This window comes from Cytobacillus sp. SAFR-174 (assembly GCF_051964675.1).
In the GTDB taxonomy this organism is placed as follows: domain Bacteria; phylum Bacillota; class Bacilli; order Bacillales; family Cytobacillaceae; genus Cytobacillus.
This window is the reverse complement of record NZ_JBQCMZ010000026.1, coordinates 46,116-58,027: the sequence shown is the minus strand read 5'-3', so window position 1 is coordinate 58,027 and position 11,912 is coordinate 46,116. Positions and strand designations below refer to the sequence as shown.

General features: G+C 45.0%; 13 protein-coding genes. All 13 read right to left on the bottom strand.

Translation table 11 applies throughout. The features are described 5' to 3' along the window. Nucleotides 1-355: 355 nt before the first annotated feature. Entirely contained in the window at nt 356-1,855 is a 1,500-nt protein-coding gene (gene lysS, locus ACTHRG_RS20765) for a lysine--tRNA ligase (RefSeq protein WP_035333329.1), read from the bottom strand. 200 nt (nt 1,856-2,055) lie between these two features. Next, nucleotides 2,056-3,057 (bottom strand): tRNA dihydrouridine synthase DusB, encoded by a 1,002-nt coding sequence (dusB, locus tag ACTHRG_RS20760; RefSeq protein WP_440231883.1) that lies wholly within the window; start codon nt 3,055-3,057, stop codon nt 2,056-2,058. 37 nt (nt 3,058-3,094) lie between these two features. Beyond that, entirely contained in the window at nt 3,095-3,310 is a 216-nt protein-coding gene (locus ACTHRG_RS20755; protein ID WP_035333327.1) for a helix-turn-helix domain-containing protein, read from the bottom strand. Beyond that, a complete protein-coding gene (gene folK, locus ACTHRG_RS20750) occupies nt 3,262-3,789 on the bottom strand; it encodes a 2-amino-4-hydroxy-6-hydroxymethyldihydropteridine diphosphokinase (protein WP_076262429.1) in 528 nt (175 codons plus the stop codon). Before folK ends, ACTHRG_RS20755 begins: the two co-directional genes overlap by 49 nt. Beyond that, nucleotides 3,786-4,148 carry a dihydroneopterin aldolase gene (gene folB / locus ACTHRG_RS20745; protein WP_076262427.1) on the bottom strand — a complete coding sequence of 121 codons (363 nt, stop codon included), beginning with the start codon at nt 4,146-4,148 and terminating at the stop codon, nt 3,786-3,788. Before folB ends, folK begins: the two co-directional genes overlap by 4 nt. Next, nucleotides 4,141-4,977 carry a dihydropteroate synthase gene (folP, locus tag ACTHRG_RS20740; protein WP_076262425.1) on the bottom strand — a complete coding sequence of 279 codons (837 nt, stop codon included), beginning with the start codon at nt 4,975-4,977 and terminating at the stop codon, nt 4,141-4,143. Before folP ends, folB begins: the two co-directional genes overlap by 8 nt. An 11-nt stretch (nt 4,978-4,988) precedes the next feature. Then, nucleotides 4,989-5,846 carry an aminodeoxychorismate lyase gene (gene pabC / locus ACTHRG_RS20735; protein ID WP_076262423.1) on the bottom strand — a complete coding sequence of 286 codons (858 nt, stop codon included), beginning with the start codon at nt 5,844-5,846 and terminating at the stop codon, nt 4,989-4,991. Between the two features lie 3 nt (nt 5,847-5,849). Next, on the bottom strand, nt 5,850-6,443 hold the full coding sequence (gene pabA, locus ACTHRG_RS20730; RefSeq protein ID WP_076262421.1) for an aminodeoxychorismate/anthranilate synthase component II: 594 nt from the start codon (nt 6,441-6,443) through the stop codon (nt 5,850-5,852). Beyond that, nucleotides 6,440-7,855 (bottom strand): aminodeoxychorismate synthase, component I, encoded by a 1,416-nt coding sequence (pabB, locus tag ACTHRG_RS20725; protein WP_076262419.1) that lies wholly within the window; start codon nt 7,853-7,855, stop codon nt 6,440-6,442. The genes pabA and pabB overlap by 4 nt, the downstream gene beginning before the upstream one ends. A 114-nt stretch (nt 7,856-7,969) precedes the next feature. Then, nucleotides 7,970-8,899: a cysteine synthase A gene (gene cysK / locus ACTHRG_RS20720; protein WP_076262417.1), complete on the bottom strand. Its 930-nt coding sequence runs from the start codon at nt 8,897-8,899 to the stop codon at nt 7,970-7,972. Nucleotides 8,900-9,094: 195 nt separating this feature from the next. Then, on the bottom strand, nt 9,095-9,961 hold the full coding sequence (locus tag ACTHRG_RS20715) for a peptidyl-prolyl cis-trans isomerase (RefSeq protein ID WP_076262415.1): 867 nt from the start codon (nt 9,959-9,961) through the stop codon (nt 9,095-9,097). 154 nt (nt 9,962-10,115) lie between these two features. Continuing rightward, on the bottom strand, nt 10,116-10,994 hold the full coding sequence (gene hslO, locus ACTHRG_RS20710) for an Hsp33 family molecular chaperone HslO (RefSeq protein ID WP_076262413.1): 879 nt from the start codon (nt 10,992-10,994) through the stop codon (nt 10,116-10,118). A gap of 52 nt (nt 10,995-11,046) precedes the next feature. Beyond that, complete coding sequence (locus ACTHRG_RS20705; RefSeq protein ID WP_175609169.1) at nt 11,047-11,826, bottom strand: type III pantothenate kinase; 780 nt, start codon at nt 11,824-11,826, stop codon at nt 11,047-11,049. Between the last annotated feature and the right edge of the window lie 86 nt (nt 11,827-11,912).

Sequence of the window (11,912 nt, the reverse complement as noted above, 5' to 3'; positions counted from 1 at the left end):
AAGCTCGAGTTGTCTTTTCAAAAAAGACTAATGATTTAAACGTTGACGTATTGTTCGTTCAGTTTTCAAAGATCAATCCGCCGCTCAAGAGCGACTTTATTATCTTATCAGATCCAACTATCTGAGTCAATAACTTTTTTTAAAATCTTTTTTTGTAAGTCGCTGTCTTGCAGCAACGAATATAAATATATCACCTCACAGGACAACATGCAATATGTTTTTATCTTTTTTATACGTAAAAAAGAAAGAAAAAATATTCCCATTATTCTGCCCGGAAAATAGCACTATTTATATTCCTTTCTATAATAGAAAAAAGACAGAGCACGCAATGTACTCTGCCTTATTTTATAAAATATTAACGATGACGCATTAACGGGAATAATAGTACATCTCTGATAGAAGGTGAATTTGTCAGCAGCATGACAACCCGATCGATTCCGATGCCCAGTCCGCCTGTTGGCGGCATGCCGTATTCAAGAGCTTCAATAAAATCATCATCCATCATATGAGCTTCATCATTGCCCTCTTCACGTTCTTTCAGCTGTGCTTCAAAGCGCTCGCGCTGATCAATCGGATCATTTAGCTCAGTGAAGGCATTTGCATGTTCACGGGCTACAATAAATAATTCAAAACGATCAGTAAAACGCGGGTCTTCGTCATTTTTCTTCGCGAGCGGCGAGATTTCAACAGGATGTCCATAGATGAAGGTCGGCTGAATTAATTTCTCTTCAACCTTCTGCTCGAAGAATTCATTAACAATATGACCATATTCCATATTGTCTTTGATTTCAACACCATGCTCCTTCGCAAGCTGCTGGGCTTCTTCCTTACTTGTTTCTTTCCAGAAGTCTACCCCAGTGTATTCCTTAATGGCATCTACCATATGAAGCCTTTTCCATTCAGGCTTTAAATCCACTTCGTACTCGCCGTATTGCACAGTAGTTGTTCCAAGCACTTCCTGGGCGATATGGGCAATTAGGTTTTCAGTAAGGCTCATGATATCTCTATAGTCAGCATATGCTTCGTATAATTCAATCATAGTGAATTCAGGATTGTGACGTGTAGATACACCTTCATTACGGAATACCCGGCCAATTTCATATACCTTTTCAAGGCCGCCCACAATCAGACGCTTCAGATGAAGCTCAATGGCGATACGCATATAGAGTTCCATATCCAGCGCGTTATGATGAGTGATAAATGGACGTGCAGATGCTCCCCCTGCAATGGAATGCATCATAGGTGTTTCAACTTCAAGGTAGCCATGGCTGTCAAGGTAGCGGCGCATGGATTGGATAATGCGGCTTCTCGTGACGAAAGTCTTTTTGCTTTCCTCACTCATAATGAGATCCAGGTAACGCTGGCGGTAGCGCTGCTCAACGTCCTTCAGCCCGTGGAACTTATCCGGCAGCGGACGAAGGGATTTTGTCAGAAGGACAAATTCCTCTGCTTTAACAGACAGTTCGCCTACTTTTGTTTTAAAGAGCTTGCCGCTGATTCCAACAATATCTCCCAGATCCGCAGTTTCGAAGATGGCATAGCTTTCTTCTCCAACAGCATCTTTGCGGACATAAATTTGAATTTGCCCTGATAAATCCTGTACATGGGCGAATCCGGCTTTCCCTTTTCCGCGCTTTGTCATAATGCGGCCTGCCAGTGTAACAGAAACATCCTTTTCCTCAATTTCTTCCTTCTCAAGCTCACCGTACTGCTCAATTAATTCATTGCTTTGATGTGAACGGTCGAAACGTTTCCCGAAAGGATCCATTCCCTGTTCGCGCAAGCTGTTCATTTTCTCGCGTCTTACTTTCAACTGGTCATTTAATTCTTCATGACTCTGGCTCACTGAAATCATCTCCATTTTGTAAATCTTTTTATGTACGCACAATTCTGCGGTCCTTCAAAAATGTATATCTCTATTATTTTACACAAAGCGGGTAAATCAGACATCCTAAATAGTTAAATAGAATAAAAACTGCCAGTTCATGCACTGGCAGTTTCCATTTATCAAAAGTATTATAGGCAAAGATTGTCAGCCTGTCAAACTTTACGCAGTTATACAGCCTGTATCTGGCTTCTTTCTTTTTCTTCTGCATCAATGACAAGAGCGTTAAGAACGCTTACCAATTCTTCTCTTGTATTGGATTCATTGATTCCATTGCGGACCTTCGCATTGCCGCGGATTCCTTTCAGGTACCATGCAGCATGCTTTCGCATTTCGAGTACAGCGATATGTTCACCCTTTAATGAAATCAGACGGTCCAGATGGAGGATGCACACATCCATTTTCTCGCGTACAGAAGGCTCGCCCATTAATTCGCCAGTCTCCAGGTATTTAACTGTACGGTAAATCATCCATGGGTTTCCCAGTGCAGCCCGTCCGATCATGACACCGTCACAGCCTGTTTCATCCAGCATGCGCTTGGCATCCTGCGGTGTTTCCACATCACCATTTCCGATTAACGGAATGTTAATGTTCTGCTTTACTTCGCGGATAATATCCCAGTTCGCTTGTCCTTCATACAACTGGACACGCGTACGGCCGTGAAGAGCTACAGCTTTGCCGCCTGCCCGTTCAACTGCCTGCGCGTTTTTAACAGCGTAGATGTGGTCTTCATCCCAGCCCATCCGCATTTTTACAGTAACCGGCTTTTCAACAGCGTCTGTTACAGCTGAAACCATTTCATAAATTTTATCCGGGTCAAGAAGCCACTTGGCACCCGCATCACATTTGGTGATTTTAGGGACAGGGCAGCCCATGTTAATGTCGATGATATCTGCATTCGTATTTTGGTCTACAAATTTCGCCGCTTCTACAAGCGTTTCTTTTTTACCCCCGAAAATCTGCAGGCTTAGCGGCTTTTCTCTTTCATCAATATAAAGCATGTTCATCGTCTTTTCGTTCTGGGAGACAATGCCTTTGTCGCTGACCATCTCCGCACATACAAGTCCGGCACCGAATTCTTTTACAGTCAGTCGGAAAGCGGAATTGCATACTCCGGCCATCGGAGCCAGTACTACACGGTTTTTCAGCTGGATATCACCTATTTTGAACATAATTGCACCTCCCTCTGTAATTATTCAAACTTATATATTAATCCTGCTCCTGTCTGGGAGCCAATTCTTCCTGTGTCACTTTAAGCGCCAGAGCGATCTGCTCGATTAAAGCCGGTGCTGGCATGCGGTTTCCTCTTTCAATTTCACCTAAAATTGAAACCGATACACCGAGCTCTCTTGCAAATCCTTCTTGTGTAAATCCTTTTAGCTTTCGAAAAGCGCGAATACGTCTTCCCCATTTTTCTGCTTCCATATCCGTACTCCCTCTCTGTCAGGTATATCTTCCAGTATTGAAATTAAAGGCCGCTCCATCTTCGGAAGCCTGATGCTGGAATCAACCTCTAAAAGAGGAACAAGGACAAACGCTCTTTCATGCATCCGAGGATGAGGAACTATTAGCTTCTCTGTTTCAATATTTTCGTGACTATACAGCAAAATGTCAAGGTCTATTGTCCGCGGGCCCCAATGAATTTTCCTTTTTCTCCCAAGTTTTAATTCGATATCAAGGCACGCATCCAGCAATTCAAAAGGATCTAAGCCGGTAGAAATTTGGATTGCCATATTCAGAAATTGTTCTTGATCTTCATAACCGACAGGATCTGTTTCATAAACAGATGAAGTATTTACCACTTGGGTTTCCGGTAGCTGATCAATCATCTCAACTGCTTTCTTCAAGTGGTCAAACCGGCTGCCGATATTTGAGCCAAGCGCAATAAAAGCGGTGTTCCTCATGATCTGCCTCTTGTAATTTCGATGGCTACTGATTGATAGTGGCCCGGAATAGGCGGATCAGGCTTGATGACTTTGACCGTCAGCTGCAGAATCAGCGGGAACCGGGAAAGAAGTTCGGCTGCCAGCTTTTCTGCCACAGCTTCAACCAGCTTATAGGGCTTACCTTCCACCACCTCTTTGCACACTGCATACAGCTCACCATAGTTAATGGAATCGTCAAGATTATCGGTTTCCCCCGCCTTTTTCAGGTCTGCTTCGACAGTAAGGTCTACAGCAAAGCGCTGGCCAAGCCGTGTTTCTTCCGGGAAAACACCATGGTAGCCGTAAAACTCCATTCGGTTCACATAAATTTTATCCATTGTAATCACCTTTTCCCATTAAAGCGTCCATCATTTTAGCCATTCGGCTCATTTCCTTTACATCATGAATGCGGATCATCTGGCAGCCCTTTTGGATGCCGTAGCACACCGTCGCTCCCGTTCCTTCTGTCCGCTCCTCAACCGGAAGGTCCAGGATGGTTCCGATCATCCGCTTCTTCGATGTGCCAAGCAGCACAGGATACCCGATAGCCACAAGCTTGTCCAAATCCCTCATCATTTCCAGGTTATAGTTCAAGTCCTTAGCAAAGCCGATGCCCGGGTCAAGGATAATATTCTCGTCTTTAACACCTGCAGACTTTACTAGCGCAATGCTTTCGTACAGGTCATTCATGACATCCCGGAAAAAGGATGTGTATTCCATATCCTTGCGGTTATGCATTAAGATGATCGGCGCTCCTGTTTCTGCTGCAGCTGCCGCCATTTCATTATCCGCTTTGGCTCCCCACACATCATTGATAATGTGGGCCCCGGCTTCAATGGCCTGCCTGGCGACTTCCGCTTTATAGGTATCAATGGATATCGGAACATCCACTTCCTTTGAAATTGCCTCGATAACTGGAAGAACACGTCTCAGCTCTTCGTCTGCAGGCACCGGATCAAATCCCGGACGGGTTGATTCTCCGCCAACATCGATGATATCTGCTCCGTTTTCAACCATTTCAAGAGCATGCTTGACTGCCAGATCCTGCTGACTGTATTTGCCCCCATCCGAAAAGGAGTCAGGGGTTGCATTTAAAATTCCCATCACAATGGTTTTCTTCCCGTAATCTAGCGTATATGGCCCACACTGAATTGTTGTTTTAGACATTATGAATCCTCCTACAGTTCATTCCTGCTCCATAAGTGTTCACAGCGGTTTTCATAGTGCACCTGGAGCTCCGATGTTTTCTTCCCGGATAACCCTGGCATGAAATGGCCATCAAACGAGGAAATCGGCACAATTTCCTGGATGGAGTTCGTGACAAAAACTTCATCCGCATCCTTTACAGCTTCTGCTCTGTACAGGCCTTCCTGCACATTCATCCCCAGCTTTCCGGCAAGCCTGATCACAAATTTCCGGGTAATGCCGTTTAGTATGCCGGTTTGAAGCGACGGGGTAAATAAATGGCCATCACGAATCCAGAATAAATTCGAAGTGACCCCCTCTGCCAGATAGCCATCCCTGGTCAAGAAGATCCCTTCAATGCCTGGATCGTCCCCCGCTTCCTTTTTAGCCAGAATGTTATTTAAATAATGGTGGGACTTCAGCCGTTCGGCCCCTTCAGGTGTATTGCGGGGAATCTCAAGCAATACTGCCTGCTTTTCTGCACCGGCACTTCTTGGCAGAAGCGGTTTGCAGAAAATGATCGTATTCGGGTTAGTGTACGGTGCTGTCTGCAGGCCAATCTCCCCGTTCCCCGCTGAAACATTCATCCGGATATAGGCATTATGGTATCCATTTTTTCCAAGCAGCAAATCCAGCGCCGCGAGCACTTGTTCCCTGGCATAAAATGCTTCAATATTTATCGCTTCAAGGCTTCTGTTCAGCCTCTCCAGGTGATCATCCAATAAAAAGGGATGCCCATTATAGATACGGAACGTCTCAAACAGCCCCATCCCATATATAAAGCCATGATCAAAAGGAGAAATCCTGGCCTCCTCTTTCCTGACAACTTCCCCATTCATATAAATATACAAGGTTTACAGCCCCTCTGCCTGCAGTGAGGCTTTGTAATGCTTAATAAAATTTTGAAGGAGTTCCTTTCCGGCCGTAGTCATAATCGACTCCGGATGGAATTGGACACCTTCTACAGGCAGTTCCTTATGGCGGATGGCCATAATCTCTCCCTCAGCTGTCCATGCTGAAACCTCAAGACATTCCGGAAGTGTTTCCTTTTTGACAATCAGCGAATGGTAGCGGGTAGCAGGAAAAGGGTTGGGCAGGTCTTTAAATATGGTTTTCCCATCATGAAAAATGTCAGAAGTTTTTCCATGCATCAGACGCTCTGCCTGCACCACATCCCCTCCGAATACTTGAGCAATCGACTGATGTCCCAGACAAACACCAAAGACCGGGATTTTGCCTGCAAAAGCTTCAATGGCTTTCAGGCTGATGCCTGCTTCATTCGGACTGCACGGCCCCGGAGAGATCATCAGGAACTTCGGCTGCATACTGCCTATTTCAGAAATCGATGTTTCATCGTTTCTTTTGACAACCAGCTCTTCGCCTAATTCACCGAGATACTGCACGAGATTATACGTAAAAGAATCGTAATTATCGATCATATAAATCATAGCTGATCCCCTTTTGCCTGTTCTGCGAGTTCTTTTGCTTTCCATAGAGCAATCGCCTTTTTCAGTGACTCTTTGTATTCATTTTTCGGATTGGAGTCAATGACAATGCCTGCACCTGCCTGCACATGAGCCTGTCCATCTTTAACGAGCATAGTGCGGATGATGATATTCAGCTCCAGATCACCGCTGAAATTGATCCAGCCAAGAGAGCCGGTGTATGGTCCCCTTGTGACCGGTTCAAGTTCTTCAATGATTTCCATAGTGCGCACCTTAGGGGCACCTGTGATCGTCCCCCCGGGAAATACAGCGTCAATGATATCAACCGCATTCTTGCCTTCTGCCAGCTCGCCTTTTACATTGGAAACGATATGCATCACATGTGAGTATTTTTCAATGACCATGAACTCATCCACTTCAACAGTCCCATATTCGCATACTCTTCCCAGGTCATTTCTCTCTAGGTCAACCAGCATTACGTGCTCTGCACGCTCTTTCTCATTTTCAATCAGTTCACTGGCGAGCTTGAGGTCCTCCTCATGATCCTTCCCGCGGGACCTTGTCCCGGCAATCGGCCGCGTGCTGACGGTGTTTCCTTTTTTCTTAATCAGCAGCTCCGGTGATGCGCTCACAAGCTGGTATGCAGGTGTGTGGAAATACCCCATGTATGGAGACGGATTTAACACTCTCAGCTGCTCGTATACATCCATAGCCTGAATATGCATCGGGCGGCTTTGTCGTACGGAGAGATTCACCTGAAAGACATCTCCCTGTGAAATATATTCCTGAACACTCCGTACAGCAGACTGGAATTCTTCTTCGTTCATGGATACCCTAAGTGTTTGTTCCGCCTGACTGCATCCCGCTTCCTCAGAAGGCTCTCCGCTCTCATTCTTCCATCTCTGCTCCCAATTCTCTGCCCGTTCCTCGATCGAGTGCTCTTCCCCTTTTTCATATAAGAATAGAAGCCAGAGCTGTTCCGTTTCATGATCAAAGACAAAGCAATCTTTATAAATAAAAAAGTGGATATCAGGTATTTGCAGATCATCCCGGGCTTCATCTGGAAGCTTTTCGATATATCGTGCGTAGTCATAGCTGATGAACCCGATGGCCCCTCCCTGAAAATCCGGAAGTTCTTCAAGCTTATCTGCTTTATATCGATTCAGCCATTCCTGCATCAGGTGAAGGGGGTTGCCTTCGAGCACTTGTTTTTCACCGTCTGCAGTGATTTCAAGCTGTGAATTTTTGCCTGTTAAAATGGCTTCAGGCTCAAAAGCTGCAATACTGTACCTGCCGCCCCGTCCGCTTTCCAGTAAAACATGATGCGGCAATCCCTCAGACAGCGAGCGGTATGTGCGGAAAAACCGGTTATATGTATATGGTATTTTTTTTGCATGAATCTGAAGATGCTTCACTAAAAGTCACCCCTATATAGTTCTCTTTTTTCATCATACATGATACGGGGCATGCTTTCATAATTTTTATTGTACGCAAAAAACAGCGGCCAATGTAGACCGCTGTCCTATCAATTATTCAGCTTCAAATTGATATAAAGGAGTACTTAAATAACGTTCGCCGTTACTTGGGAGAATGGCCAGAACTTTTTTGCCCTTGCCAAGCTCTTTGGCAACCTTCAAGGCCGCACTGATTGCCGCACCGGAGGAAATCCCGCCCAGGATTCCTTCTTCCTTGGCCGCACGGCGGGCATAATCAAATGCCTCATCATTCGTAATTTGGATCACTTCATCATAAATCTTTGTATCCAGTGTATCCGGGACAAATCCCGCTCCAATTCCCTGGATCTTATGCGGGCCCGGCTTTCCGCCTGATAGTACAGGTGAATCAGTTGGCTCCACTGCGTAAATTTTGATGTTTTTATATTTTTCTTTAAGCACCTGACCGGCACCAGTAATGGTTCCGCCTGTTCCGATTCCGGAGATGAAAGCATCCAGCTGGTCGCCCATTTGCTCAGTGATTTCAGGTCCTGTTGTTAAACGGTGAATTTCAGGGTTCGCAGGGTTTTCAAACTGCTGAGGCACGAAATAGCCATGTTCCTTTGCCAGCTCCTGCGCCTTGCGGATTGCACCGTTCATTCCTTCCGGTCCAGGTGTGAGGACAAGGTCAGCCCCGTAAGCACGCAGCAGGTTGCGGCGCTCCATACTCATTGTCTCCGGCATCACAAGAACTGCTTTATAGCCTTTGGCTGCGGCAATCATCGCTAATCCGATTCCTGTATTTCCGCTTGTCGGTTCAATGATGGTATCACCTGGTTTAAGACTTCCATCTTTCTCTGCAGCCGTGATCATTGCCAGGGCAATACGGTCTTTTACGCTGCTCCCCGGATTCATGTATTCCAATTTCAGATAAACATCTGCGCTATTATCATCAACTAGACGGTTTAGTTTCACAATTGGCGTATGGCCAACAAGATCTGCAATTGAATTTGCTACACGTACCATTTTCCCCACTCCTTATTTCCGACTATTTTTATTGGTTTAATATAAATTTACCAATTTCCAATGGGAATGTCAATGAATTTGACTGCCATTTAAAAGAAAATTCATACTTTTGTCATTATAGATAATTACCCATCTCTATTCATGATACTCAATTTAGGCAGAAAAAAACACGGAATTCGCTCCGTGTTTTTATATTTACTGCTCACCGTAAAACCATTCTACATCCGTCTCTTTCCAAAACGGCTTGGCTGAGACAGGAACATCCATCTGCTCAAGAGCAATCTGGCGGCGAATCATGTTCTTCACCTCTTTAAAGGAATACTGCTCTCCCTTTAAATGCTCATGAAGCATGACAACAGCATAGCCATCTTCTGTTTTAACCGGTTTGGTCCATTTGCCGGGCTTCAGGTCTTTGACCTGTTCCAGGACTTCTGCCGGTACGTGCTCATCATCTTCACTGACATACCCTGCATTTCCCCCAAGGTTGGCAGTGAATTCATCAATGGATCGCTCCATCGCCAGCACAGAGAAGCTGGAGCCTTCTTCCAGCTCTTTCACGGTCTGTTCTGCTTCTTCTTTTGTTTTTACAATGATTTGAGAGATGTGATAGGTGTCAGGAACATGAAATTGGCTGCTGTTCTCTTCATAATAGCTCTTCATTTCCTCTTCTGAGACAGAGACATCAGCCGTCAGCAGCTCTTCAAGAATAAGATTGTTCTTGATTTGCCTGCGCCACTTGTCTTCACTCATCTCATCAGTGATATTGCCGCCATACATCGTCTTGACCATTTTCAGCTCAAGATCTACTGCCTTATTAGAGATTTTCACCCCGTATCTTTTCCCGGCTTCTTCAATGACCTTCTGATCGATTAATTCGCTTAAGGTGCTTTTTCCGTACTTCGTTTCCATCTCACTCATCCATTCCTGGCGAGTGATTTTTTCTCCGCCGATTTTGGCTACTGCTTCCCCGTTGCCATCGCCTTTAAAAAGCAAAAAGGTCAATGTGATAAGATTCAGCAGCACTAAACCGGCAATGATCATTAAAAGCTGTCTCTTTTCCAAGTGCTCCTCCCCCTAAGAAAAGCGCAAGCACCTGTCCCCCGACACTCGAGGGGGCAGGCACTGAAGCTGGACATTTCTCTAAGTTCAAAAAACAAAAGCGTTTGGCCCCGGCCTAAAGGGCGAACCTTAAGGAGACCGGCAAACGCTTATTTTATCACTTTACTTCGTTTTTCAATTCTTCCAGTTCTTCTTTTGTGTAATGATATTTCTCATTGCAGAAGTGACAGGATGCTTCAGCCTGTCCGTCTTCATCGATCATCTGCTGGATTTCGTCTTCACCGAGGCTGATAATCGCATTGGCAAAACGCTCTTTTGAACATGTGCAAGTGAAGGATACAGGAAGCTTCTCAAGGAACTTCACATTATCTTTGCCAAGAATCGTTTCCAAAAGCTCTTCAGGTGTTAAGCCCTGCTGAATCAATTTGGATACAGGCGGGATTTCTTTCAGTCTGTTCTCAATTAAAGTAATCGTCTCTTCATCTGTTCCCGGCATAAGCTGAAGAATGAATCCCCCTGCAGCAAGAATAGAGTTATCAGGATTAACAAGAACCCCCACTCCAACGGAAGAAGGAACCTGTTCAGAAGTAACAAAGTAATAAGTGAAATCTTCCCCAAGTTCTCCAGAAATCAGCGGAACCTGTCCTGTGAAATGTTCTCTCATGCCAATGTCCTTCACGACAGTCAGGGTTCCTTCAGTGCCGACCGCACGGCGCACGTCAAGCTTGCCCTGCTCATTAAGATCGAAGTGCGTCTGCGGGTTTGTTACATATCCGCGCACCTCTCCATTTGCATTGCTGTCTACCAGAATGGCGCCAATTGGACCGCCGCCTTCGATTTTGATCGTCAGTTTGTTATCGCCCTTCAGCATGGCACCCATCATCACGCCTGCCGTCATGGCTCTTCCTAAAGCAGCTGAAGCGGTTGGCCATGTATAATGTCTGCGCTGGCCCTCCCCAACTGTTTCGGTAGTGCGGGATGCATAGGCACGGACTTGTCCATCATATGCAAGTGCTTTTACTAAATAATCGCTCATTTTTTGCTCCTTTCCAGAGTACTGCTTTAATGGCAGCAGCTGATTAAGCTTACTATTTTTTTATGTTCTCCATATTTCGTTTATAAATAATCTGCAGGCCCTTTAAAGTTAAAAATGGATCCACAACATCGATGATATCCGACTCTTGCGCGATGAGCCCCGCAAGTCCTCCCGTGGCAATGACAGTCGGCTTTTCATCTGCCTGATCTTTCATTCTTTTAACTATACCTTCCACCTGGCCGACGTAACCATAAAGAATTCCCGCCTGCATGGCAGATACAGTATTTTTTCCGACAATATGATCAGGACGGGCAATTTCTATTCGTGGAAGCTTCGCTGCACGGGAATAAAGAGCCTCTGTTGAAATTCCGATTCCCGGGGCAATGGCGCCGCCCATATATTGTTTACTTTCATTGATATAGCAGTAGGTAGTAGCTGTTCCAAAATCGACAATGACTAACGGGCTTCCATATTCATGAATGGCAGCTATAGCATTGACGATTCGGTCTGCCCCCACTTCTCTCGGGTTATCATACTTGATGTTTAAGCCTGTCTTGATGCCAGGACCCACAACAAGAGGCTTCACATGGAAATATTTCTGGCACATTCTTTCAAGCGAAAACATGATTGGCGGCACTACTGAGGAAATGATAATGCCATCTATATCTGAAAAGGAAAGATTCTCATGCTCAAACAGAGACTTCACAATCATTCCATATTCATCTTCTGTTTTATTCCGGTTGGTTTCAATTCGCCAATGATGCTTTAATTCATCTTGGTCATAGACACCCAGAACGATATTGGTATTCCCTACGTCGAAAACAAAGATCAACATTCTCACCACTTTATGATTATTTAAAACGCTTTTTTCACTGAAAACATCATATCACAACTGCTGTTGTTTCGTGTAATCGAAAA